Origin of the sequence: Streptomyces sp. NPDC085927 (assembly GCF_044540975.1) — a bacterium.
Lineage (GTDB): Bacteria > Actinomycetota > Actinomycetes > Streptomycetales > Streptomycetaceae > Streptomyces > Streptomyces hirsutus.
On record NZ_JBITSN010000008.1, the window covers coordinates 260533 to 285497 of the forward strand.

Annotated in this window: 17 protein-coding genes and 1 pseudogene; 4 read left to right on the top strand and 14 right to left on the bottom strand. The window is 72.8% G+C overall.

Features of this window, described 5'->3' with window-relative positions; translation table 11 throughout:
- Window positions 1-13: 13 nt before the first annotated feature.
- The 11 genes from ACIF80_RS22625 to ACIF80_RS22675 all read right to left on the bottom strand — a co-directional run bounded on the left by ACIF80_RS22625 (window position 14) and on the right by ACIF80_RS22675 (window position 17448).
- On the bottom strand, window positions 14-1969 hold the full coding sequence (locus ACIF80_RS22625; protein WP_399807373.1) for a TOMM precursor leader peptide-binding protein: 1956 nt from the start codon (window positions 1967-1969) through the stop codon (window positions 14-16).
- A complete protein-coding gene (locus tag ACIF80_RS22630) occupies window positions 1966-2721 on the bottom strand; it encodes an ABC transporter permease (RefSeq protein WP_399807376.1) in 756 nt (251 codons plus the stop codon). The genes ACIF80_RS22625 and ACIF80_RS22630 overlap by 4 nt, the downstream gene beginning before the upstream one ends.
- On the bottom strand, window positions 2718-3680 hold the full coding sequence (locus ACIF80_RS22635) for an ATP-binding cassette domain-containing protein (RefSeq protein ID WP_399807379.1): 963 nt from the start codon (window positions 3678-3680) through the stop codon (window positions 2718-2720). The genes ACIF80_RS22630 and ACIF80_RS22635 overlap by 4 nt, the downstream gene beginning before the upstream one ends.
- A 46-nt stretch (window positions 3681-3726) precedes the next feature.
- Window positions 3727-4902 (bottom strand): metalloprotease, encoded by a 1176-nt coding sequence (locus tag ACIF80_RS22640; protein ID WP_399807382.1) that lies wholly within the window; start codon window positions 4900-4902, stop codon window positions 3727-3729.
- Window positions 4899-6029: a lantibiotic dehydratase C-terminal domain-containing protein gene (locus tag ACIF80_RS22645; RefSeq protein ID WP_399807384.1), complete on the bottom strand. Its 1131-nt coding sequence runs from the start codon at window positions 6027-6029 to the stop codon at window positions 4899-4901. The genes ACIF80_RS22640 and ACIF80_RS22645 overlap by 4 nt, the downstream gene beginning before the upstream one ends.
- Window positions 6017-8839 (bottom strand): lantibiotic dehydratase, encoded by a 2823-nt coding sequence (locus tag ACIF80_RS22650; protein WP_399807387.1) that lies wholly within the window; start codon window positions 8837-8839, stop codon window positions 6017-6019. The genes ACIF80_RS22645 and ACIF80_RS22650 overlap by 13 nt, the downstream gene beginning before the upstream one ends.
- A 19-nt stretch (window positions 8840-8858) precedes the next feature.
- On the bottom strand, window positions 8859-10493 hold the full coding sequence (locus tag ACIF80_RS22655; protein WP_399807390.1) for a nitroreductase family protein: 1635 nt from the start codon (window positions 10491-10493) through the stop codon (window positions 8859-8861).
- Between the two features lie 54 nt (window positions 10494-10547).
- Entirely contained in the window at window positions 10548-12482 is a 1935-nt protein-coding gene (locus ACIF80_RS22660) for a TOMM precursor leader peptide-binding protein (RefSeq protein WP_399807393.1), read from the bottom strand.
- Window positions 12472-14733: a TOMM precursor leader peptide-binding protein gene (locus tag ACIF80_RS22665; protein WP_399807395.1), complete on the bottom strand. Its 2262-nt coding sequence runs from the start codon at window positions 14731-14733 to the stop codon at window positions 12472-12474. The genes ACIF80_RS22660 and ACIF80_RS22665 overlap by 11 nt, the downstream gene beginning before the upstream one ends.
- Before the next feature lie 127 nt (window positions 14734-14860).
- Window positions 14861-16711 (bottom strand): BTAD domain-containing putative transcriptional regulator, encoded by a 1851-nt coding sequence (locus ACIF80_RS22670; protein ID WP_399807397.1) that lies wholly within the window; start codon window positions 16709-16711, stop codon window positions 14861-14863.
- Window positions 16712-17277: 566 nt separating this feature from the next.
- On the bottom strand, window positions 17278-17448 hold the full coding sequence (locus ACIF80_RS22675) for a thiazolylpeptide-type bacteriocin (RefSeq protein ID WP_031128743.1): 171 nt from the start codon (window positions 17446-17448) through the stop codon (window positions 17278-17280).
- Window positions 17449-17819: 371 nt separating this feature from the next.
- Between ACIF80_RS22675 and ACIF80_RS22680 the strand changes: the two genes are divergently transcribed.
- A complete protein-coding gene (locus ACIF80_RS22680) occupies window positions 17820-18371 on the top strand; it encodes an EF-hand domain-containing protein (RefSeq protein ID WP_399807401.1) in 552 nt (183 codons plus the stop codon).
- A gap of 193 nt (window positions 18372-18564) precedes the next feature.
- On the opposite strand, the gene ACIF80_RS22685 is transcribed toward ACIF80_RS22680, so the two are convergent.
- The gene (locus ACIF80_RS22685; RefSeq protein WP_399807403.1) at window positions 18565-18960 is read right to left on the bottom strand and encodes a cytidine deaminase family protein; all 396 of its coding nucleotides are present in this window, start codon (window positions 18958-18960) and stop codon (window positions 18565-18567) included.
- A 306-nt stretch (window positions 18961-19266) separates the two neighbouring features.
- Here ACIF80_RS22685 and ACIF80_RS22690 point away from each other — a divergent pair, with 306 nt between their 5' ends.
- Window positions 19267-22050: a glycosyl hydrolase gene (locus ACIF80_RS22690; RefSeq protein ID WP_399807406.1), complete on the top strand. Its 2784-nt coding sequence runs from the start codon at window positions 19267-19269 to the stop codon at window positions 22048-22050.
- A pseudogene (locus ACIF80_RS22695) lies at window positions 22047-22294 on the top strand (hypothetical protein); the annotation flags it as partial. The gene ACIF80_RS22690 and the pseudogene ACIF80_RS22695, both read left to right, overlap by 4 nt.
- Window positions 22295-22707: 413 nt before the next feature.
- On the opposite strand, the gene ACIF80_RS22700 reads toward ACIF80_RS22695, so the two are convergent.
- Window positions 22708-22962 carry an HU family DNA-binding protein gene (locus ACIF80_RS22700; protein WP_399807409.1) on the bottom strand — a complete coding sequence of 85 codons (255 nt, stop codon included), beginning with the start codon at window positions 22960-22962 and terminating at the stop codon, window positions 22708-22710.
- Between the two features lie 140 nt (window positions 22963-23102).
- On the opposite strand from ACIF80_RS22700, the gene ACIF80_RS22705 reads away from it, so the two are divergent.
- On the top strand, window positions 23103-23645 hold the full coding sequence (locus ACIF80_RS22705) for a 2'-5' RNA ligase family protein (RefSeq protein WP_399807411.1): 543 nt from the start codon (window positions 23103-23105) through the stop codon (window positions 23643-23645).
- Between the two features lie 115 nt (window positions 23646-23760).
- On the opposite strand, the gene ACIF80_RS22710 is transcribed toward ACIF80_RS22705, so the two are convergent.
- Window positions 23761-24936, bottom strand: a complete 1176-nt coding sequence (locus ACIF80_RS22710) for a spore photoproduct lyase family protein (RefSeq protein ID WP_399807412.1) — start codon at window positions 24934-24936, stop codon at window positions 23761-23763.
- Window positions 24937-24965 lie beyond the last annotated feature (29 nt).

Sequence of the window (24965 nt, forward strand, 5' to 3'; positions counted from 1 at the left end):
AGGACGGACGGATTCAGGGGAAGGGATGCGGGGCCCGCACGACGTCCGCGTCGGCCAGGTCGCTGTCCCGGTGCCCGCCGCGGCGCAGCGCCGTCCGCAGCCGGGGCATGAGCAGGGCCCGCTGCCGGTTCCAGCCGAAGTCGATCGGCAGCAGCCCCGGCACCACCGTGGCGACCGTGCGCAGTCCCGCCCGCTCCTGCTCGGGCGAGGTCTGGTCGACGACGATCACGTCGTGGCCCGCCGCGACCAGTTCGTCCCGCACCACCGCGACGTCGTCCCGCAGGTCGCCGGTGCGGGGCCGGCCGTCGCGCTCCCAGTCCCCGTACACCTCGTCGAAGGGGCGGGCCGGGGACGGCTCCAGGTAGGTCCGCGCGTACGCGGACATCCGGGGCAGCCCGTACAGCTGGGGGTGGTCCTTCAGATGGCGCACCAGGAAGAAGTCGTCCGCCATCGCCTCCAGTTCGTCCCGGCGTTCGGCGGTCTGCCGGGACAGGTGCGGGATGTAGCTCAGCACCTCCGACAGTGCCCCCTCGACCGCGGACCTCGGGTCCAGGGAGGCCGCCGCGGCGAAGGACAGGGTGCCCGGTCCGCCGTCCCGGCGGACGCCGACCACGGTGACGGCCGGGACCGCCAGGTCGATCCGGTTGTCGAAGACATGGACGTCGTAGCCCTGCAGGGCGGCCCGCTCGGCCATCGCGACGGCCGTGGGACTGCCCACCGTGGCCAGGTCGATACGGGGCAGCCGGGCCGCGCCGTACCAGCCGTTGAGGAAGGAGTCACGCTCGATGAGTTCGAGCAGGCCGCCCAGGACGGCCTCCTCCGGACAGCCGCCGATGGCGCAGCCGTTGGAGCACTCGAAGACGAAGTTGTCGCCTGCCAGCGGGGCGCTGTAGTAGACCAGCCGCGACGGCACCAGCACCGGACGCTCGTCCCGCAGCGACCAGCCCCACTCCCAGGGGATGGGCCGGCCCGGGTCGAAGGGGTCGGTCAGCGGATCGTCCCGGTAGGTCTCCGGGCTGTAGAGCCCGCACACCTCGGGGTCGACCGCGTCGGCCCGCAGCTCCTCGTAGGAGCCGACGACCGGCGCGCGGCCCCCGCGCCGGTGGGTGCCCGCGTACCGTTCCAGGCCCTCCAGGAACGCCAGCCGGCGGCTGGTGGCGAAGGAGTTCTCCTGCCCGCTCCAGGTGACGTCGTGCAGTCCCGCGTAGCCGCGGACGAAGGCACTGCCGGCCACCGGGGCGGTGGTGGACGAGGTGACGTCGGTCCAGGTGCCGGCCCCCAGGGCACCGCAGACCGGGTTGGCCAGGGCGTCGGTGGGCAACGGGTAGGAGAACGCCGACCGCAGCCGGTAGGTGTCCGGGTCCGGCTTGGGGCGCGAGGTGAGGGTGAGCGGCTCGACGCCGGCCGTCGCCGGGGTGCGGCGGCCGCAGTCCGGGCAGAGCGGGTCGGCGAGCAGCGGGTACGTCCGGACCGTCAGGTTCGCCAGGTCCAGCCGGGTCACCTGCGGCAGGGCGCGGTCCGCCGGATGCTCCGCAGGGGGCGCCGGGAGCGGCCCGCGCAGCAGCGCCTCGCACAGCGCGGTCACGGTGTCCCGGACGTGGCCGGTGAGCACCGGCCAGGCACCGGCCGGACGGGGCCCGTCGGGCCCGGCGGTCTCCAGGGCGTTGCGTTCGCTGCGGCTGCGCAGCCGCTGCCAGCGCAGGGCCAGGCAGCGTCCGCAGGCGGGAGCGGTCCCGTCGCCGCCCCACGGGCCGAACAGCACCGCCGAGGCGGTGACGTGGACCAGCGCGGTGGGGCGGTCCGCGGCCCAGGGGTCCCGCTCCCGGGCGTGGGGGCCGCCCGCGCCGACTGCGCCCACCGGGACCACCCGGGGGGCGTCGTCGGCGCCGAAGTGGCCGTCCAGGGCTGCCTGCAGGGCGTCGCGGGCCCGTGTCATCGGGTGCGCGAGCGGCAGGGTCGCGGAACTCATGAGGACTTCGTCCAGCGGAAGGTGCGCGCCGCGACGGCACCGAAGACCACGGCGAACGCGACGAGCCCCAGGGAGCCCCAGCCGATGTCCGCCAGATCACCGCGGCCGGTCAGCGCGGCCGACACCGCGTCGTTGAGGTAGCGCAGCGGCAGGACCATCGAGACCTTCTGCAGCCAGTCCGGCATGGCGTCCAGCGGAAAGAACGAACCGGACAGGAACGCCATGGGCAGCATCAGGAAGTTGGCGATGCCGGCCACCGACTCCGGGGTGTCGGCGACGCTGCCGATGATCACGCCGAGCAGCAGGAACGTGGTGATGCCGAGGAGCATGACGGGAATCAGCAGCGGCCACCGGGAGTCGGGCACCAGGTCGAAGCCCGGAAGCATCGCCACCCCGACGAACAGCACCGACTGCACCAGGCCCACGCCCAGGGCGAGCACGTACCGGGAACCGATGACGGCGGTCAGCGGGGCGGGGGACAGCCGGATCATGCGCAGGATGTCGTCCGAGCGCCACTGCATCAGCGTGAACCCGATGCCGAAGACGGCGGCGTTGGCGACGCCCCAGGAGAGCACCCCGGCGGCCGTGTAGGAGAGGTAGGAGAAGCCGCTCTCCTCGACGCTGCGACCGCGGAAGACGAGACCGAAGACGACGAGGAAGATCAGCGGGAAGGCGAAGGTGAAGAAGACGGTCGTCTTGTCCCGGACCTGGGCGCGGTAGCCCGCCGCGGTCAGCGCGGAGTAGGCGCTCATGACTGCTCCTGGTTGTTCGATGCGAGGGGGGACTGCGGCCGGGCGGTGAGCTCGAGGTAGACGTCCTCGAGGCTGGGGCTGCGGGTCTGCACGCCGTCCAGGCCGGTGAGGGGGTCGAGGGCGGCGAGAACCCGGCCGGTGGCGCGGGTCTGCAGGACGAGGTGCCCGCCCTGAACCGCGACGCCCTCCACGCCCGGCAGTCCGGCTGCCCGCTCCTCGTCGATCCGGCCGAGCGGGACCAGCAGCCGGCTGGTGGCGCCGAAGTTCCCGATCAGGTTCTGCGGTTCGTCGGTGACGACGAGCCGGCCGTCCAGCAGGATGCCCACCCGGTCGCAGAGCGCTTCCGCCTCGTCCAGGTGGTGGGTGGTGTAGACGATGGTCCGGCCCGCCGCCTTCAGCCCGCGCAGCACCTCCCACAGATCGCGCCGGCCCTCCGTGTCCAGCGCGGCGGTCGGCTCGTCGAGGAAGATCAGTTCGGGTCCGTGGACCAGCGCGGAGGCGATGGCGAGCCGCTGCCGCTGGCCCCCGGAGAGGTCGTCGACCCGGACGCCGTGCTGGGCGCCCAGACCCACGGCCTCCAGGGTGCGGTCGACGGCCGCGCGGTCCGTGCCGAACAGCGCCGCGACGGTGCGCAGGTGCTCGTGCACGGTCTGCCGCACGAAGAAGGCCGAGGACTGGGTCTGCACGCCCATGCGCGGCAGCAGGCCGGTGTTGCGCGGCCAGGTCGACTCGCCGAACACCGTGACCGAGCCGGAGTCGGCCCGGCGCAGCCCTTCCATGATCTCCACCAGGGTGGACTTGCCCGCCCCGTTGGGGCCCAGCAGCCCGAAGAACTCACCGCGCCGGATGTCCAGAGAGACCCCGTCGACCGCCCGCCGGCTGCCGTAGTTCTTGGTCACGTTGTCGACCACGACGGCCGGTTGGGCTCCGTGGTCCGTGGTGGGGGAGGGGGAGCTCATACGGGTACCTCATTCATGAGTTGCGTGTTCTTTCGGGGTCGGAGCGTCATCGGAGGAACAGCCACACGACGGCGGCGCAGGTGCCGGCCGCCGCGACGAGCACCAGGGCGGCCGCCGTGACGGCGTAGGAGACGTACAGGCGGCGGGCGCGCGGCGGGTAGGCGGCGACGGCGTCCCGCCCGCGGCGGCGCAGGGTCAGGTACGCGCCGGTCTCCGGGGCGAGGTTGGCGGCGCCCAGCAGGTGGCCGAGCATGCGGTAGCCGTCCAGCGGGGGCAGCGGGACCAGATTGCTCAGCGCCTGCACGATGCCGGCGAAGAGCATCCCGGTCAGCACCGGGCGGGCAGGGTCGGCCGGGTCCAGGAGCGCCCGCCACAGTGCGAAGGGCAGCAGGAGCGCCAGGTTGACGTAGGCGCCCGCGGCGGCGACCACCAGCTTCGCCCGCAGGCCGGGCAGGAACAGGTAGTTGTCGACCGTGCAGTACATCATCATGGCCGGGAACCGCCAGCGCAGCCCGATCTCGGACACCACGCCGCCGTAGTGCCGGGCGGCGACGCCGTGGGCGAGTTCGTGCAGGCAGATGCTGAACCAGAGGAAGACCGCGAACGGGACGAGCGCCAGGGGGCTGGTGAGCAGCTCCCACGTCCCGTCGAGGAACGCCCTCGCGTCCCACAGGACGGCGACGGTCATCACCACCACGGCAGCGGCCACCGGCAGTTGCGCCCAGGGGCGCAGCACCGGCCGCAGCAGCCGGTGCAGGCGCCCCGTCGTCGCGTGGGCGTCGGCGACGGTCCGCCGGCTGCCCGCCCAGAAGGTGCCGGTACGGGCCGGGCCGGGCTCCGGCGGCGCGGGCTCCGGTGAGCCGTCGAGCAGACCCCGGGTGCCCAGCAGACCCAGGAGCCGCGTCCACTGCTCCTCCGGCAGCCTGCGTTGGAAGCGTTCCGCGTACGCGGCCACCACGTCGTCGACGTTCCGTGTCCCGTCGAGCAGACCGATGACGAAGTGCTCGCGCGGCCCCACCTCGAACGCGGCGCCGCTGACCGGGTGCTTGATCAGGTGGACGGTGCGCGGGCCGCGCAGCAGCGCCGGACTGATCAGCACACCCTGCCGCAGAGCGGGCCGGTAGGCCCGGGCGGCGGCGGCGGCCCGGTCCGCGGCCGGGCCGTCGCCGGCGGTCCGCCCGGTGTGGCCGGCGGCGGTGCCGGGGTGATCGGTGGTGCTCATGAGGCCGCCTGCCGTCCCTGGGCCGGTTCGCGCAGCACCCGGCCCAGGACGAAGGCCAGGTACGCCTCGTCCCGGATGGTCACGTGCAGCCGGTTGTTCGTCATGTGCATGTACGGGGAGAGGAGGCGGGGCAGCACCGCCGCGGCATGCGTGACCGTCACCAGGGGGGCCGCGTCGGGGTCCTCGGCGCGCACCTGGCCGGCGTCCTCACGGGCCGGGCCGTCCCAGGCCGGGAAGGCGAGTTCGCCGCGCGCGGTGAGGTCCACCACCCGCTCGCGCAGCTCCAGGCAGTGCTCGGCCCAGCGGCGCAGGAACGCCGGCAGCCCGGACAGGTCACCGCTCGCCACCGTCTGCCGCACCTGGGCGAAACGGGCGCCGAGGGCGGGCGCCTCCCGCTCGTAGGTGCGTTCGTACTCGCTGGACCCGATGAAACCGGTGCCGGGGAACAGCCGGTGCCAGAAGTCGTAGTAGGAGTCGAGGTAGTCCGCGAGCCGCTCCTCCTCGGGCAGGAAGCAGCCGGCCATCACCATCATCAGCTGCGCGGAGGTGCCCAGCAGCACCGTCCGCAGGTGCAGGTTCATGCTCCGGTACGCCTCCAGCACGAGGTCGCTGGAGTGCCGGAAGTGCCACTCGGCGAGCTCCACACCGGCCGGGCCGCCGTACTTGGCGTACTCGGGGGCGTAGACCTCGTAGGAGAACGAGTTGTTCGGTCTGAGGTTCATCCGGCCGTCCGGGCCCATGTACGCGGCGCGGTCCTCACCGGGGAACTCGATGTCGAACAGGGAGTTGTAGAAGTCCTTCAGGAAGCCCGAGTCGACCTCGTACAGGGCGGGGCGGGTCTTCAGGAAGCCGCTGATCGCCTCCTCCGCGCGGCGGCGCACCTCGGCCTCGGCCTCCGGACCGCTCGGCCGCAGCCGCAGCCGGACGTGCGGGCCCTCCAGCCAGTAGTTGATGAAGAAGTAGCCCGACAGCAGCCCCTCCTCGGTGAGCCGGTCCACCAGCGGACGGACGCACTTCACCAGCAACGGCTGGGGACTGGCGGCGTAGAAGACGTGCAGCGCCAGCCACGGCGAGGGGGCGGCGCCCGGAGCGGGCCGGAAGGCCGCGGGTTCGGTCAGTTCGGACATGAGGGCGCGACCTCCTGGTCGGACTGCGGCAGCTGACGGGTGGTGAAGGTCTCCACGGCGAGTTCGGCGACGTGCCGGCCGCGCCGGGAAGTGAGGTGGAGGCCGTCCTCTGCGGGAAGCATCTCCCGGAAGGCCACCCGGGTACCGGGCTTCCGCTCCACCAGGGCGTCGAACGTGGCCAGGCACAGCGGGCTGTCGAAGTCGACGTGGACGGGCTTGGCCCCGATGGGCCCCTGTCCGGGGTGGGAGACCGTGGCGAAGCAGCGGTCCGGCAGACCGTGGGCGCGCTGCCAGCGCCGGTACTCCAGGTAGTGCTCCTCCTCGCCCGAGCCCTGGACGCGGACCGGCAGGACCTCGGCGTCCGCGGTCCAGGTGCGCCGGCCGACCACCACGTCCCCGTGCGTGACCCGGGGCCTGCGGGTGACCCCGCCGACCGCCTCGCCCTCGGGCACCCCCGACCAGACGTCGAAGGGCGCCATGGTGCTGGGGGAGAGGAGCAGCAGGCTGCGCGGGATCTCCGGGAGCGCGATCGGCACGAGGTAGCCGAGGTACACCGGCACGACCTCGCGGCCGAGGCGACGGGAGCGGAGCACCAGCCGGCCGGCCGCCTCGTCGTGGACGACGTAGAGGTCGTCCAGGTGGATCCGGTCCTCCTCGGGCACGGTGCTGGTCTCGCCGGGGCACACGATCTGATGGCCGGTCAGCCGTCCGTGCAGGTTGAGGTTGCTGGTGACCGGGCCGCCGGTGACCTCCGCCAGCACGGCACCGTCCGGGCAACGGGCCGCCATCTCCGCGCGCAGCGCGTCGCAGAATCCGGGAGCGGCCGGGTCGCCGTCCGGGGCGGCGCCGTCGTAGAGGTGGGTGAACCGGCTGAAGGGGAAGGCCAGTCCGCCGTACGACTTGTTGAGCACCACCAGGGGCCGGCCGCCCTCGGGCCGGGACAGTTGCAGATGGTGGCTCTGCGGGGTGAAGTGGCCGGTGATCGGGCCGAGTTCACCGGCGGTCTCGGACAGCAGCGCGGTGGGGAGCTCGATCTCCTCGGCGTCGCGCTCCCCGCTCTCCCGCCACAGGGAGCACATCCCCGCGTGGAAGTGGCGGCGGGCCCGGTCGAGGGACTTCATCTCGCTCTGCCCGAGCCAGTTCTCCTCGGGCACATAGGCGCCCTGGTCGTCGAAGGAGACCCGCTTGGAGGTGAAGGAGATGTACTGGTCGAAGAAGTCCTCGTGGAAGTCGTGGACCAGGCCGAGCAGGTCGTCGCACCGGCCGCCGCGCCCGTAACGGGCGATGAAGAAGCCCAGGAGGGTGAGGCGCTGCGGCAGCGTCAGGTCGAACAATGGCAGAACGCCCTCGACGGCGCGCAGGGCCCGGCCGGTGTCCCCGCCGAGCACGGCGGACGCGCACTCCGACACGCCACCGGTGTCCACGTCCTCGTACACCAGGGTCTGCGGGAGCGCCGGTTCGGCCGCCCCCAGTTCCCGCTGGGCCTCGAGGAGCCCGGTGCGCAGGGTGCCCAGCAGGGCACGGCGTTCGTCGACACCGGCCCCGGGGTAGCGGGCGAGGCAGTCGGCCGGGCCGTCCAGCAGGCCGGCCAGCCCGTCGGCCCAGGCGGCACCCAGCGAGCGCAGGGCGTCCTGGTAGGAGCGCAGCGGATCGCGGTCGTGCACGTCCGCGCGGAGCACCGGCACCTGCACCATGCCGAGGTCCAGCAGGGTCGACGCGTACCGCTCGCATGCCTCGCGCCCCGCCTCGTGTTCGCTCTCCAGCCAGGCCACCAGATCCCGGTGGCGCACCGGTTCCGGGTGTCCGCCGAGCCACTCCAGCAGCCGCTCCAGCGTGCCGCTGCTGCGCAGGAAGAACAGCCGGTCGCGGACCGCGTCGAAGGTGACCGCGGCACTGTCGTCGCCCGCGGCCAGCACGTGGCGCACGTAGCGGATGCGGTCGGCGTCGCGTCCCCAGCCCGGCGAGAGGACCACCGGCAGGTCCTGGCGGCGTGCCGGGTCGGCCGTGATCAGTTCGGTGAGCCGGGCCAGGGCCACCACGTTGAGCCGCACGTGGCTCACCCAGTCCTCGCCGGTGTGCAGCACCGCCCCGCCATCCGCGGGGCCGTCGGTGAAGGTGCCCAGACCGATGCCGGTGAAGGTGCTGAACGGGCTGGTCTTGCAGGCCGTGCGGTACAGGTAGGTCAGCGCGGACCGCTCGATCTTGCGCAGGCGGTTGCCCGGCCGCGGGCCGGTGTCGCGCAGGTAGGTGTCCAGCCGCCCGTCGAGGGCGGGCGAGGCGAGGAGCAGACCGAGGCGCAGCCGGTCGTCGGCCAGCACCTCGCGCAACACGCGCCGGTTCTCCCGCAGTTCACCGGCGAGCAGGCCGGCGCCGTCGGCCCGGAACACCTCCAGGCGGGCACGGTCGCGCAGCCACTCCTCGGTGAGCCGGCCGGTGTGCGGATCCCGTTCCGTCACCAGGCGGACGGCGGCCGCGGGGTCGGCCGGCAGCCGGTTGTTGAAGATCTGCCGCCGCAGGTTGATCAGGCCGCGGCGGGCGGCGGCGTCACCCGGGCCCTCCTCGGGGCCGGTGGTCGACTTGACCAGGGTGTGCAGCAGGTCGCTCAGCGCCGCACCGGCGGCACTCAGTCGTTCCTCCTCGTCCAGCACGGTGTCGGCCCAGCGGCGGGTGCCGGGGCAGCGCAGTCCGTGCACGGTCTCGACGGGCAGACCGGCGGCGCGCAGCACGAAGCGCCGGCCGAGTTCCCAGGGGACGGCGGGGGCGGCGGGCTCCGGGAGGGTGTCCGGGGTGCCGGACTCTATCGAGGTCATCAGCATTCCTTCGCGGCCGTCAGGCGATGTCGTGGCGGAAGTCGGCGGGCCCGGGCCGTTCGTGACCGAGGGCCATGATGAGCAGGGGGGCCTCGTCCCCGTCCGCCAGGCCGAGCCGCTCGACGAAGGAGACGTTGTCGAAGCCGAGCGCCACACCGGCGCCCAGGCTCAGGGCGGACGCCGCCAGGTAGAAGCTCTGCGCGACGGCTCCGGCGGTGCCGACGGCCAGCCGGTAACCGCGGTCGCCGACGGCGTCCAGCACGGCGGTGGTCCGCACGGTGGGCACGAGCACCACCCCGGCCTGCTCCAGGTTGTAGTTGGCCAGGAAGTAGTTCTCCTGCAGGAAGGAGCCCTGCGGGCCGGCGGCCACCAGCCGCAGGTCGCCGCGTTCGGCGTCGTAGACGTACGCTCCCGCCTCCACGCCCTCGACGTGGTTGACGAAGGCGTACACCCGGGCCAGCCGGACCTCGCCGGCCGGGTCGGTGTCGCCCGCCAGCCGGGTCCCGGCGCAGGCCGCCAGCACCGCCGACAGATGCTCCCCGGCCACCCGGCGCCGGGCGTCGAACCGGCCGAAGCTGGAGCGCCGGTCGCGCAGGGTGCGGCGCAGGCCGGTGCCGGGGAAGGCCGGAGCGGGCAGCTCCACCCGGTCGCCGCCGGCGTCGGCGGGCAGGGCCGCGGCGGACGCCAGCGCCCCGGGGGCGGGCCGGTCGGTGGCGCCGGCCAGGGTCGCGGAGTGCATCGCGCGCAGCGCGGTGAAGTCCAGCAGGGTGCGGGAGCGTTCGACGTCCCGGTGCCGGACGGCGGGCCGGTGGGCCGGGTCGGTGCGCGGGACGCCGCCGAGGGCCGGGGCCCGCGAGGACACCGGCGCGTCCCAGTGCAGCGGCACGACCGCGAACACGGTCTCCTCCTCGCCCGCCACCCCGAGCAGCTCGTTCAGCAGAGGCTCGTCGAACCACATCACGGGGGCGAGGCGCAGTCCCCGGGCGGCGGCCCAGATCCGCCAGGTGTGCACCAGGGTGCCGACGTCGGTGGAGACCACGTGGAAGGAGAAACTGTTGTACTTGAAGGAGTTCTGCCAGTACTTGACGCCGAGGATCAGGTACTGGTCGGTGTCGAGGGCCTCGGCGGGCGCGTCCGGGCCCAGCGCCCGGCGGACCCGGTCGGTGACGTCGCCGGCCAGCAGCCGCTGCAGGGCGTGGCGGTGGATGTCGTAGTAGTGCAGGCCCGGGGTGAGGGGGCCGCAGGCACCGGACGCCCAGTGGATGCTCACCGGGTACAGGCCCCCGCCGCCCGCGGTGCCGCGCGACCAGTTGGCGTGCGTGTAGAACGGCAGACCGGGCAGGTCGGTGTTGGCCTGGATGCCCAGGCGGCGCCCGGTCAGCCCGTAGGAGTCCTGGAGCATCGCCGACAGCAGCGGCAGGCTGAATCCACGGGCGGCGTCGCCGTCCCGCACCGGGACCGTGCCGGGCAGCAGCCCCGGTGCGACCGGGACATCGGCGAGGTCCTCGGTGGCGGGCAGCGCGAACGCCTCGGCGTGCGGATAGTACTTGCCCTTGCGCGGGCCGTCGTCCCAGTTCACGACATGGTCGGTGGGCTCCATCGGGACGCGGCCGCGGTGCAGGATGGCGTGCGCGTAGTCATGGGCGTACCCCACGGGATCCCCCTCTCCTCGGTTCGCCGGCGCTCGCGCGCCGGGGCGGTCGGCCGCTCATGGGAACGGATGCGGGCCGGGGTTGAGCCCGGCCTCGGTCAGGTCGTCCGCACGCAACCCCGCCTCGCGCAGCGCGGTACGCATGCGCGGCATGTGCCGGGCCCGCTGCCTGCTCCAGCCGAAGTCGAGCGGCAGCAGCCCGGGCACCAGCACCTTCACGGTGTACAGCCCGAGGGCGTGCTGCTCGGGTGTGGTCTGGTCGACGACGACGACGTCGAACCCGGCGGACGTCACGGACTCCACGGCGGCGAGCAGGTCGTCCCGCACGTCCGGGCCGGAGCCGTCGGCGCGGCTCCAGGCCAGGTCGGCCACGCCCAAGGGCGCTGCGGGCGCGGGCCGGCGCAGCAGGAAGTCGGCGTGACGGCCCATCTCCGGCACCGCGTAGACCAGCGGATGGTCGTGCAGGCTGGTGATCTTCTCGTGGTCGGCGGCCATGGCGAGGTACCCGTCCGCGTTCCGTTCGAAGCGGTGCAGCAGCTGCACCGAGTCGGTGGCGATCTCGCACAGAGCGGCGGCGAGCGCGGCCTCCGGGTCGAGGGAGGCCCCGGCCCCGAAGCACATCCGGGCGGGCCCCCCGTCGAACCGCTCGGCGACTCCGGTGACCACGGGGACCGGGAAGGTGATCCGGGTGTCGAAGAAGCGGGCCCGGTACCCGTACATGGCCATGCGGTCGACCATGAAGCGGGTGCGCGGGTCGGCGCTGGTCGAGGGGTCGATCTCGCGCAGCGGCTGCATCCCGTGCCAGGCGAGCAGGAAGGCGTCCCGCTCCAGGGCCTCCATCAGTCCGCTGAGCACGGCCTCCTCCAGACTGCCCCCGGAGGCGCAGCCGTTGGAGCTCTCCTGCACGAAACGGTGCTCGATGCCCGGCTTGTGGTAGAAGGCCAGGATCTCCGGCACGGGGCGCGGCCGACCGTCCCGCAGCGACCAGCCCCACACCCAGGGGATCGCCCGGTCCGGTGTGAACGGAGGCACCCAGGGGTTCGCCCGGTGGAAGTCGTCCGTGTACAGGCCGGTCTGGCGCGGGTCGACGGCGTCCGGCCCGAGGTCGTCCAGGGCGGCGGTCAGGGTGACGGCGCGGCCCCGGGCACGCATCCCGGCGAAGCGTTCCAGGCCCTCCAGCACGCCGATGCGGGTGCTGTCGTGGTACGTGTCGGCGTGCCCGCCCCAGAACGTCTCCCGCAGGTAGTCGCCGGAGCGGCTGGAGAAACAGCCCACCGTGGCCGAGGTGGTCGGCGAGGTGACGTCGCACACCACCGACGGGCCGACCGCCCCCCAGTGCGGGTTGGCGAACGCGTCCACCCGTAGGCCGTAGTCGTCCAGCGGGCGGACCCGGCCGACGCCCGGCCGGTACTTCGACGCGGGCCGAAGGCTCAGGGCCGCCGACTCGGCCGTCACCGGCTCGGGGGTGCCGCAGCGGGGGCAGTCCGGCTCCGGCACCAGGGGATGGTGGCGGACCGTCAGTTCCTCCAGGTCCATCAGCCACACGTCGGGGAACGGCGCGTCCCCGGCCGGGCCGGCCGCGGCGAGCCGGGCGATCAGCGTGGCGACCGCCTGCGCGGCGAACGGCACCAGATAGGGCCAGGGGCCCGCCTCCCGGGTGCCGCCGCGCAGCTCCAGGCCCTCCCGCAGACCGACCGAGCGCACCCCCTGCCAGCGGCGCCGCAGGCACACGGCGCAGCCCGCCCGGCCCTCGGCGGGCCAGGGACCGATCACCGCCTGCCGGCCGTACAGATGCACGGGGAGGACGGTGTCCGGGGCATCCCCGATGTCGGCGAAGGCGTCCCGCACCCCGAGCGCTCCGACCCCGATGTCGGGAACCGGGCGTCCGGGTACGGCGGGCAGGTCGCACAGGGCCCGGCGGAGGTCCTCCGCGAAGCGGCGGCACGCGTCCCGGCGCGGCTCCGCGGCGGCCTCGGTCAGGTCAACGGTCATCGCCGGCCGCCCCGGTGAGCAGAACGCGGACGGTGTGGATCCCGGCGGCGGGCAGGTCGGCCGCATGCGTGGCTACGACGAGGGCGTCCCGGCCGGCCGAGGCCAGCCGCTCCAGGACGTCCGCCCACGTCACCGGCGGCCGGTCGGCGGCCGGCTCCTCCCCGGCCACGTCGGCCGTGACCGGGATCAGGGCCGCGTCCAGCTCGGCCAGCAGCGGATCGCCCGGATCGGGCGTGCCCAGCACCCCCTCGGCGGTGAGCTGCACTGTGCCGATCAGATCGCGGAGGGCGTCGCCGGCCGCCGCCGCCCGGTCCAGGGCGGCGCCGACGGCCCACCGCACCGGCTCGCCCGGTTCCGCGGGACGGGTGCGGGCCAGCACCACCGACACCCCGGTGCGGTCCGCCTCCCCGAGGTCGAGGAGTTCGGTCTCCAGGCCCAGATGCCCGGCGGAACGCAGCAGGAAGGTCCCCTCGGGGTCGCCGGCGAGCAGCGCGGGGGAGAGCACCGCGGTCCGTCCCGTGCCGCGCACGGCCCGCTGCAGCGCGTCGTGGGCGAGCGCCGACAGCAGTCCGGCCGCCGCGGCGGCCGGCAGCCCGTCGCCCGCACCGGCCCCGGCGCGCGTCGGCTCGAACCGGCGGTCCTGGTTGTCCGGCCCGAACGGCCGCACGGCACCGGCCGGCACCAGGATCCGCTCCTTGGTCAGCAGGGAGGTGGCCGGGGTCCAGGCGGCGACGGGATCGCCGCCGGCGCCGGTCGCCGTGGAGAGCGTCTCCGGCCGCACCCGCGGGGCCTCCGCACCGTCCGCCAGGGGCGTGCCGTCCGATGGGGTGAAGGCGGGCACCACGTGCTCCGCGTAGACCTCGGCGGCGGCCTCGAGTGCCCGCAGGCGGGCGCCCGCGGTGTGCTGGACGTCGAACGCGACGACGGTCCGGGTCCCGGCCGTGCCCAGGCCGACCTCCACCGCGCCGACCTTCAGCGGGGTCTGGGTGACCGGCTCGTCCGCGTACCGGGTGAAGACTCCGACGGACGGCCGGATCGCGAGCGACCTGCGGTCCAGCTCGGCCAGTGGGCCCTCGGTCGCGCCGTCGTCCGGGGCGGCGGCGACGACCGGCTCGAAGGCGGGGCGCGCGGGGGCCGCGGTCAGGTCGACGGGCTCGGACTCGGGCACGGCGGGCCGGGTCCGGCAGTACGGGCAGCGCGGATGGGGCAGCAGCCGCTCCGCGAGGACGTCGAAGGAGGCCATGTCCTGCAGCAGCACCTGGCCCCGGGTCTCGGCCGGCAGGGCCCCGGTGACCAGCCGGAACACCTCGTAGCCGAGCAGGTTGCCGAGCATCGCCGCGAGCGGTCCGCGCGGCCCGGGGGCCGGAGCGGTTCCCAGGGCCAGTTGGCTCCACAGGCCGGCCGCGACCGCCGGGTCCCCGGTCGCGCCGAGCCGCAGCGCCGCGCAGGCGAGGCAGCCGTCCGTGTCCGGGGTGCTGACCGGTCCGACCACCGCCCGGCCGCCGAACGTCCAGGCGGGCAGCAGTGTGCGGCCCTCGGGTACGCCCTGGCCGAGCAGGGCGACCGCGGTCCGGAACGCGTCGCGGCCGGCGGCGGCGACCACCACGTCAAACCCCTCGTACGCGTCCCAGCCGTCCGGGCCGGCCGCGGGCAGCACCGTCACCTCGGCCGGGGCCCCCTGCGCGGTGAGCTCCGCCGCCTCCTCCCGGAGCCGGCCGAACTCCGCGGCGGTGGCGGGCCCTTCGGCCAGGGCGGCCTCCACGGCGACGTGCGCGCAGCCGTTGCGTATCAGGGACAGCGCGCACCAGCGCGCGACCGGGCCGTCACCGAGCACCGCCACGCGGGTGCCGCGGAACGCGGCGAACCTGTCCCCGGCGTCGTCGGCGTAGTGGTCGATGTAGGCGATCTGCGGCGCGAAGTGTGCGGTGACCGCCGCGTCCGGGGCCGTGCCGGGTCCGTGTCCGGTGTCCGGCACGGGCCGGGCGAAGCCGCGGGCGTAGAGCGCCTTGACCAGGCCACCGACCATCGCCTTCTGCGGGTCCGGGAAACCCGCGCAGATCTCCGCCACGGTCCGGCTCCCGTCCAGGTGCGGGACGAGGAGAGTGGAGAACCGGTAGGCGGACGGGGAGCTGAGCTGGAAGCCGCCGTCGGCGTTGTGGAAGATCACGCCGTTGGGTGTCTCGGTGAACAGCACGTCGCGGCGCACCCTGGGCCGGGTGTCCGCGGTCTCCTCGTAGGGCGTCGTGGGCATGCGGGAGTCGCACCTCCGGGTCGGGGCCTGTCGGCCGCGGTGGATCTGAAGGAGTGGGTGGGAGCGGGGCGTTGGGGCGCGGACAGGCTGGTCCGGCCGCGTCCCCGTCGTGGTGGCGCCGGCGCCGTCAGGTGACTCCGGACGGCAGTGCGAGCCGGGCCGTGGCGGCGACGGCCTGCGGGAGGCCGTCCGTCCGGGCCGCCCGGTGCAGCGCGTGCACACGGAACAGGCTGTTCATGCGCAGGGTTCCGGGCTGTTCCTCGTCGAGGAGCCCGGTGTCCAGGAGCCGCTCGAGCAGTTCCTCGGCGTGGGTCTCGGGCACGCGGAGCGCGGTGGCCGCGTCCGGTGCGGTGAGCTGCCCGTTGAGCCGGGCCAGCCGCAGGTGGGCGTCGGCCAGCGGTCCGGGCAGCCGGTCCAGGGCTTCGTCGAGCGTCAGGGGCACCGACATCCGGGGGTCGTCGGGCAGCGCCAGCCGGGCCGGCAGGTCCCGGCACAGCCACGCGGCGTAGTCCACCAGACGCAGCTTGGGCCGGGTCAGCAGCCGGGCGGCGGCGATCCGCAGTGCGAGCGGAACATGCCCGCACAGGTCCGTGAGGGTACGCGCGTGAGCGGCCTCCGCCGCGACCCGCTCCCGGCCCAGGACGGTGGTGAGCAGGGCCGTCGACTCCTGTGGTGTCAGCGCGCCCAGTTGCAGTACCGCCGGGCCGTGCGTGGCGACCAGGGCGGCCAGCCGCATGCGGCTCGTGACGACGAGGGCGCCGCAGCCGGGCACGTCGAACAGGCTCCGCACCTGGTCCGGGTGCACGACGTCGTCGAGCACCACCAGGCACGACCCGCGGGGAGCGCCGGCGGGAAGCACGGCGCGCAGTTCGGCCGCCGCCTCGTCGGCGGGCCGCGGCGTGCCGTCGGGCCGGGCCAGCGGCAGCAGCACGCCGCCCGCCGGGTAGCGCTCGGCCACCAGCCGCGCGGCGTGCAGGGCCAGCGCGGTCTTGCCCATGCCGGGCCCTCCGGAGATGACCGCGATCACCGGGGCGGCGTCGCCCCGCCCGTCGCCCCGGCCACCGCCGTTCAGGTGGTCCACGAGGTCGGCGGTCTCGCGGGAGCGTCCGGTGAAGCCTGGGACACGGGGCAGCCGAGGGCGCGGTGAGGGGTCCGGTCCCGGGGGCGGGCGGCCGTCGCCGGACGGGACCGCTCCGGCCGCGGCGCCGTGCCCGCCGCGCTCCGCGGGTGCGCGGGCCGCGCCGGGGAGTTCCTCGCCGCGCAGAATGGCCAGTTCCAGGTTCTGCAGTGCCGCGCCCGGGTCGACGCCGAGTTCGTCCCGCAGGTGCGTCCTGATCCTCCGGTACTCGGCGAGCGCCTCGTTCTGCCGTCCCGCCCCGTAGAGCGCCCGCATCAGCTGGGCGGAGAGTCCTTCGTGCTGGGGATGGGTCCGGGTGGCCTCCCACAGGTCCACCAGGACCTCGCGACACCGTCCGCGGGCCAGTTGTATCTCGCAGAGGCGTTCCAGGACGCGCAGGCGTTCCTCGACCAGCCGGGGCACCTCGTCGCGGTGCAGGAGGTCGGAGGGGACGTTGGCCAGAAGCGGCCCCCGCCACAGGCCGAGTGCCTTGCGCAGCAAGGGGAGTTCGGACTCTCCGGCGCCGGCCGCCTCCGACACCAGACGGCGGAAGTGCAGCAGGTCCAGGGTGTCGCCGTCGGCCGGAAGGCGGTAGCCCCCGGCGACCGCGACCACCGACTGCTCCTCGATGTCGTACTTGGCGAAGAGCCGGCGCAGCCGCAGGACGCAGCTCTGCAGGGCCGCCTTCGCCGTCGCCGGCTGTCTCTCTCCCCAGACGGCCTGGCGCAGCCGCTCCGTGGGGACCACCTCGCCGGGCCGGACCAGCAGTGCCGCCAGCAGTGACGTCGGCTTGGCCGGTGGTAGGACGACCACCTCACGCCCGTCGGTGATGCTGAGCGGGCCGAGCAACTGAAAACGCACCTGGTCCCCCCGTTGACCCTCGCACTTCTGCGGACCCGAATCGCCACCCCCTCCGGGGTGGCGGTGCCATGCCGTCGAAGCGGGCCCTGTCTGAGTGGTGGCTCATTCGGGACGCCTGCTTTTTTCGCCGACACGGGCAGTACGGCGCAGATTGTGAAGTCGTAGTGCACGTATGCCTTCGGTCTTGCGGCAGTGGTGAGTGTCTACTGGCGTAGAACGCGGGTCAAGAGGTGGTTGTGAAATGCCCGAGAGACAAGTTTCAGTCACTGACCTGCCGTCAAGTACCTACTGGCGGAGCATATTTACTGGTAAATGACCTGCCGTCGGGCTGCGGGTCGTGGACTTACCGGCGGTACGGTCAGGGAAGCGAAGTTGCTCGATCCACCGGATTCGCCGAACCTTTTCACGGTGTTCACTTTCGCCCCGGCCGGTTCTCCGGCCCGCGGCCGGAACATGCCTCGGCGGGCGCCGTCGCGGCCGGTCCAGGGCATGCCGAGCGCCCGGTCGGCGCCCTCCTCCGTGAAGGAGGCGGACGCCGGCCGGGCGTTGCCGCGCCGGACGCCGGGTCAGGCGGAGCAGGAGGTGGTGCTGCAGGTGGAGCTGGAGGTCGAGGTGGAGCTGGTGCTGGTGCAGCCGGCCAGCACGACCTCGCTGGCGTCCGAGTAGTCGGAGATCTCGAAGGTCTCGGCCTCGAGCTCGAGGATCTCGTCGGCGAGAGTGCTCAGGTCCTTGTTCATGGTGTCTCCCCAGGAGTCGGGCGGACCACCGTGTCCGGTGGTGGCCGCAGGCGGTTGCAGGACCAGTCCAGCGGCCCCCGCTCACCGTTCGGCACGTCTTCCGCTGTCATTCCGCTGGCACGCCGCACCAGCGCCGGCCGCCCCGGGCCCCCGGCAAGCCGAAATGGGAAACAGAGGGACGTTCATGGATCCAGTCCCGGCGTAATCACCCGGGCCGGTCAGGTGCTGCTCGATGTTGTCTTCCAGTCCGCCGCGCACACCGGATGGGTGATCACTGGATCGAGTGTCATATGTCGAAACTGATCCCCCTTCAGGGCGCTTTGCCCCATATTGGAGAGTCTGCAAGGAAAGATCACGAAAGGACTCGACGCATGACCACGACGGCACAGGACGTCATCACCATCAAGCTCGAGCGCAACTTCGACGTCATGGACGCCAACCACGACGGTTATGTGGACTGGGCGGACTACCACAAACTCGCCGACCGCTACATCCAGGCCTACCGGCTCGACAAGGACGACCGTCGGGCCAGGGCCATCCACACCTTCTGCCAGATCTACTGGCTGGAGCTGCTGCGTCACGCGGGCGTGGAGGGGGACCGGCTCACGAAGGACCAGTACGTCACCGCCAACCGTCTCGCGGTCATCGACACCAGCCGGCTCAACGTGACCGAGGGCGGCGGCCACGCGATCTTCGACGTCATCGACGTCAACGGCGACAACGAGATCAGCAAGGACGAGTTCGCCCGCTTCCTGCGGGACGTGTGGCGGAGCGACGCGCCCGACGCGATGGACGTCTTCCATAGGCTGGACACCGACGGGGACGGCGTGATCTCGCGCCAGGAGTTCATCCGCGCGGTGCGTGAACACTTCCTGTCCAACGACCCGGAGGCACCGGGCAGCCTGTTCTTCGGACACATCTGACCCACTCGCTCCCAGGCCCCTGGCCGACCGGGAGCCTGCCACGGCCGCCCCGGGAGTCCCGGTCCCAGCGGGCGGCCCTCGCCTTACGTGATACGAGCCGGTGCCGTATCAGGAGACGTTCGCCCTGTTCCCGGTCGGCGGTGTCAGCTGGTGCTGAGTGCCGTGGTTACTCGGCGTCGAGCTGGTGGTCGGCTCAGATGTGGCTTCCGGGCAGCAAATCGGTGATGGGGACGGTTCGGACACGGTCGTCCTTGCCGACGATGACCTCGAGGGCGGGGAAGTAGTCGAGAAGGACCTGCCGGCACCGGCCGCACGGGGGAACAACCCCTCGGCCGCGGTCGCCCACAGCGACGATCGTGTCCAGTTCGTAGGCGCCCTGGGTGGCTGCCGCGCCGATGAGGACCAGCTCGGCGCAGGGTCCTCCGGTGAAGTGGTAGGCGTTCACCGCGGTGACGATCCGGCCGTCCCGGGCGCGGGCCGCAGCCGCCATGGTGTGGTTGTCGCCCCGGCAGCGGGTGCGAGCGACGTGCGCTGCGGCCTGGATGAGTGCGTGGTCGACATGGTCGATGCGGTGGGTCTGCGTGGTCAACTTCTCTGCCTTCGTCAGGTGTCAGGCGACGTCGACCCGGGTGACGATGGTGTGCAAGCGGATACCGACGGTGAGCGTGACCATCCTGGCTCCGAGGCAGGACGTGCGGTGGGAGCGCTCTCATCGCGTCTGCTCGAAGGGAGCCCGCGTGCTCACACCGTCAAGACGCGAAGACATAACGGATGCGGGCCCGGCGCCACCTACCCGCTGTGTTCAATCTATTGACACGTGCATTACAGGGGCTTTACGTTCCGGCCATCTGAGAGCGCTCTCAGACCCCCCTCCTGTGATGACTTGAGGTGCCGCATGCCATCCCCCCGCACCAGACCGGCAGTAGTACTGCTTCTGGCCTCAGCCCTCGCCGTCGTCGGCCTGGGCCCGGCCGCCGTACCGGCGGCCGCCGCCACCGTCCCCGTAGGCTCCGGCAGCTACTCCGACACCCGGCCCCCCGGTACGTCGGGTCCCACCACCAACACAGGAACGCCGGTCACGCCCAAGCTGACCGCCGCCGCCCGGAACCGGCCCGTACCCACCAACGACTGGTGGTCCTCCCTCGCTTTCCAGCGCTACGGCGACAACCCGTACTCGACCCCCATGTACGGACACCCCCTCACCTACCAGGCCACGGCCGGCGGACTCGACGTCGGCTACCCGACGACCCCCGCGATCGTCGGTGACGGCCGCCAGTACGAGTACGCCCACAAGCGCGACCTCACCATCGGACTGACCGGCCTCAACTCACCCGACACCAAGGCCGACGACTGGTCCGACTGGACGGTCACCCCCCAATGGTCCGACGGTGCCCGCACCCTGCGCACCACCATCGGCCACGGCTCCCCGTTCGTGTACGCCAAGGGTTCCGGCGGCAACGCCCAGATCACCACCGCCGCCGCACCCACCGTCTTCGCCGACCAGGGCAACGTCCTCGGCATCACCGTCGCCGGGCATCACTACGCCCTCTTCGCGCCGACCGGCAGCGACTGGAACATCGCGGGCTCCACCGTCACCGCGGGTCTCGGCTCCAAGGACTACTTCTCCGTCGCCGTGCTGCCGTCCACCGGCGCGCTGGCGACCTTCAAGAAGTACGCCTACAGCTTCGTCACCGGCTCCGAGGTCACCTGGAGCTACACCGGTGGCACTGTCAAGGCCACCTACACGCTCGCCACCGAGGCGAAGGAAGGCACCGAGCGCGGCACGCTCCAGGCCCTCTACCGCCACCAGTGGCTGAACACCACGGACCCCCTCACCTCCTACACCTACGTCTCACCACGCGGCACCATGAAGGTCCGCGAGTCGGCCTCCTTCACCACGAGCCAGAAGGCATCGGCGGTGCTGCCCGCACTGCCCAAGTCGAACGGCGTGGACACCGCCCGGCTGCGCGGTTACCTGAACGAGGTCGTGAACGCGGCAGACCCCTTCTCCGGAGCCTCCGACACCTACTGGACCGGCAAGGCCCTCGGCCGCCTCGCCCAGCTCGTTCCGATGGCCGACCAGATCGGCGAGACCGCCATCCGTGACAGGCTTCTCGGCCTGATCAAGGGCAAGCTCCAGGAATGGTTCACGGCGGGAGGCGCGAACGAGTTCAGCTACGACAAGGACTGGAAGACGCTCACCGGCTACCCCGCCTCCTACGGCAGCGACACCGAGCTCAACGACCATCACTTCCACTACAGCTACTACGTCTACGCGGCGGCGATCGTCGCCCAGTACGACCAGGGATGGGCCGCCGACTCCGCCTGGGGCGGCATGGTCAAGACCCTCGTACGGGACACCGCCAACCCCAGCCGCACCGACACCGCCTTCCCCTTCCTGCGCGGCTTCGACGTCTACGCGGGCCACAGCTGGGCCTCCGGCCATCAGGGTTTCGCCGCCGGCAACAACCAGGAGTCCTCCTCCGAGTCCACCAACCTCAGCGCAGCCCTCGTCCTGTGGGGCTCCGCGACCGGTGACACCTCGCTGCGTGACCTCGGCACCTTCCTGCTGACCACCGAGTCGGAGTCGATCGCCCAGTACTGGTTCGACGCCGACGAGCAGGTCTTCCCGTCCTCATTCGGTCACGACACAGCCGGCATGGTGTGGGGCAGCGGCGCCGCCTATGCCACCTGGTGGACCGCCAACCCCGAGGAGATTCACGGCATCAACGTCCTGCCCGTGACCGGCGGCTCGCTCCACCTCGGCGGTGAGAAGGCAGCGATCCGGCGCAACATCGCCGAGATGGAGCGGGAGAACGGCGGCCCGGCCGTCGAATGGCGCGACATCCTCTGGGAGTTCCAGTCCTTCGCCGACCCGGGCGCGGCCAAGGCGAAATGGGACGCGGGCCACGCCGGCTACACCCCGGAGCAGGGGGAGTCGAAGGCACACACCTACCACTGGATCAACACCCTCGACACCCTCGGCGCCCCGGACGCCACCGTGACCGGTGACATCCCCACCTCCGCCGTCTTCACCAAGGGAACGACCCGGACCTACGCGGCCCACAACCACGGACCGACGGCCCGCACCGTCACCTTCTCCGACGGCAAGACCCTCTCCGTGCCGGCCCGTTCCACCGCGAGCGGCACCGGAACCGGTTCAGGAGACCCCGACCCGGACCCCGACCCGGAACCGCCGACCGGCAACACCTTCCAGCTGCGCAGCGGTGGCGCCCTGACCACGGCGACCGGCGGCACGGCGGGCAGCGACACCATCGCCTCCGGTGGCGGCGTCAACCACGACGGCACCCCGTACCAGCCCCTCGTCTACGAGGTCCGCGGCGTCAACGGCACGCTCACCCCGGGCGCCCAGACCGCCTTCCGGCTCCAGGTGGACGCGGGCAGCACGGTCGGACTCGGCCAGCAGGCCCGGATCAGCTACGACTTCACCGGCGACGGCAACTTCGACCGGACCGAGACGTACCACTACTTCGCGACCGACCCGGTCACCGGATGGGAGGAGTACACGCAGGCACGCGGCCTCAAGGCATCCACGGGCGCACCGGGCAATCTGAACGGCGGCACCGTACGCCTCGAGGTGTGGAGCGCCATCGGCAACGGCACCTCGAAGCTCCAGACGGGCACGGACAAGTCCGTGCTGGTGATCCCTTACAGCTGAACCGGCGGAAATCCGGCGGCGGGCATCGGTGTCAGGCCGATGCCCGCCGCCCCTTCACCCGCTGGTCACCGGCAAGCTCGCCGCCTGCCTGCGCCAAGCCCACGGCCGTGTGATGCGTATCGGCCGCGAGGCGTTACGCGGCCTGCTCGCCCGCCGTGATGTCACCTTCCAGCGCACGAAGACCTGGAAGGAACCGTCCGACCCCGACCACGACGCCAGGCTCGACCGCATTGAGCACGTCCTTAGAGGCGTCGTCGGCTCAAAGGGTCCGGTGGGGTGAGGACCCCCTGCGGCTGCGACCCGCGCCGTCGTGATCCTGTCGCGGGACGCTCCCGGACGAGCGGTCCCGACCTGCCGTCGCTGACCTGGGGAGGGCCGGGATCACCCACGATCTCGGGGTCCACGTGCTCCGGAGCGTCACCCCGCGGGCCGCCGACGGTGTCCGGCCCTGAGCCGACAGCGACGCTCCGCCGGCCCACGAAGGCCGTGCAGGGTCCGCATACCCGGTGCGATCCGCTCACCGGCCACGCGCACCGCTCTGATCCACAGCGACCATGCCGGTCAGCAGGCGGGTGAGGCGTGACGCGACCAGACGTCCTCGGCGGGGGCCGGTCCCGCGGCCCGCAAGGTCATGACGGCCATCGGACCGGTACCCGGTCAGCCGACCTGGCCGTGGACGAACTCGTTGAGGGCCTTGCCCGGCCGCAGGCCCGGCTCGCCGTCCTCCTGATGGAAACTGCCGAAACCGGTGAGGGTGACGGTCTTTCCCGCCCTGAGTGCCTCGGCGATCGCACCCGCCCGGTCGACGGTGCCGAACAGGGCATCGACGACCCGGCCGACCTGCTCCAAGGACAGATCACCACCGTCCGCCGCCTTGTGTGTGACCGCCTCGACCAGCCCGGACCTGTCCATACGACGCACCCGCTCCTCGACGATGAAGTTCCGCGAAGCCGCAACCCGCCCGACCGGCCGGCCACCGCTGTCCGACACCACCATCGTGACACCGCCACAGCAGCCCCGCACGCAGCGGAGCTGAACCGTACGCTGCCCGTGTGCACAGTGTGGAACTGCTGCCCGACCCCGCGACCGAGCGGGCCGTCCGAGACGTATGGCGCCGCCTCGCGGACGCGGGCCTGCCCAGCCTCGCCACCCACCGTCACCCGACCAACCGCCCCCACCTGACCCTCGCCGCAACCGACCACCTTCCGCCCCAGACACACGCCCAGCTGGAACACTCCTTCGCGAAGGCCCTTCCCCTCCCGCTGCGGCTCGACGGACCCCTACGGTTCTCCGGCCGGACGAGGGTGCTGGCCTGGGCGGTCCGACCCGACGAAGCGCTGTTGCGCCTGCACGAAACGGTGTGGCGGACGCTGCGCGACGCACCGGGAAGCGGAAGCATGAACCCTCTCCTCGACCCTGTGCGCTGGATCCCGCACGTCACCCTCAGCCGCAGCCGCGGCACCGTTCGGGCCGAGCTGCCCGACGAGCTGTTCCCCCACACGCCCGACGCACTGCCCGGCATCCTGACAGGGTGGTGGACGTCCGCCCGGCACTACGACTCGGGCCCCCGCACCACCGAAAGCCTGGGCCCCTGACACACCCCGCACCCGGCAGCCCCGGCCCGCACCCGGCGGCAACCGGCCAAGCGGCGTCCCGCACGTGACCACCGCGGTGCTCCGTCATGTCGTCGCCGGACGCCGGCCGGGGCGGTCAGAACGCGTACCTGATCCGCAGCCACGGGGCGTGGGCCGCGATCAGCTCCCGCAGACGGGTGAGGGCGTCGCGCTTGACCTCGCGGGCGTAGCGGACGTTGAGGGCGCCGTTCTCGGAACGTTTGGTCTCCTGGGCGGCCGGCTGCCACAGGAGGTCCTCGGCCCGGGGGTGCCAGCCCAGGTTGACCTCGTGGAGCTGCTGGTTGTGGGTCAGCATGATGATCTCGGCCGCCGCCTGCTCCTTCACCCGGCCGGGAAGGACATCGTCCATGCGGACGAGCAGGTCGGTCCAGTCCCGCTGCCAGCCGGGACGCAGCACCACCGGGGAGAGGTTGAAGTGGACCTCGTAGCCCGCGTCCAGGAAGTCGGCCGCGGCGGCGACACGGTCCGCGACCGGGCTGGTACGGAGGTCCAGCAGACGGGAGTCGGCCGCGGGCATGACCGAGAAGCGCACCCGGGTACGGCCCTGCGGGTCCAGCGCGAGCAGGTCGGGGTTGACGAACTTGGTCGCGAACGACGCCTTCGCGGTGGGCAGCCGACGGAACGCGGCGATGAGGTCGGCCGTGTTGTCGCACACCAGGGCGTCGACGGAACAGTCGCCGTTCTCGCCGATGTCGTACACCCAGGCCTGGGGGTCGCACTGGTTGGGTTCCCGCTTGGGACCCTGCGCCTGTACGTGGCGCCGGACGTGGGCGACGATGGCCTCGATGTTGGTGAACAGCGTGATCGGGTTGGCGTAGCCCTTCCGGCGCGGCACGTAGCAGTAGGCGCAGGCCATCGCACAGCCGTTGGAGGCGCCCGGGGCGATCCAGTCGGCCGACCTGCCGTTGGGGCGGGTTGTGAGGGTCTGCTTGACGCCCAGGACCACGATCTCGGTCTTGATGCGGGTCCATCGGGCGATGTTGCCGTCGTTGCCGTGCAGGGAGGGGATGCGCCAGTGCCCGGCCACCTCCGTGACGGGGACTCCCGGCAGTCTCTCCAGGATCTGCCGGCCGCGGGGAGAGGCGAGCGCGGCGGGTTCCGCGTACACCTCCCGCACGTCCAGCATCCGCCTGGCCCGTGGACCGTCCCGGAACCCGCCGCCCGGCAAGGAGGCGGGCACCGCATCCTCCCAGCCGAAGAGCGCTTGCTGTTCAACGCCTTCCGGGAAGGACCCGGCCGGAGTCTGCTCCACGGCACTGCTCCTGTCCCTGTCACGATTCG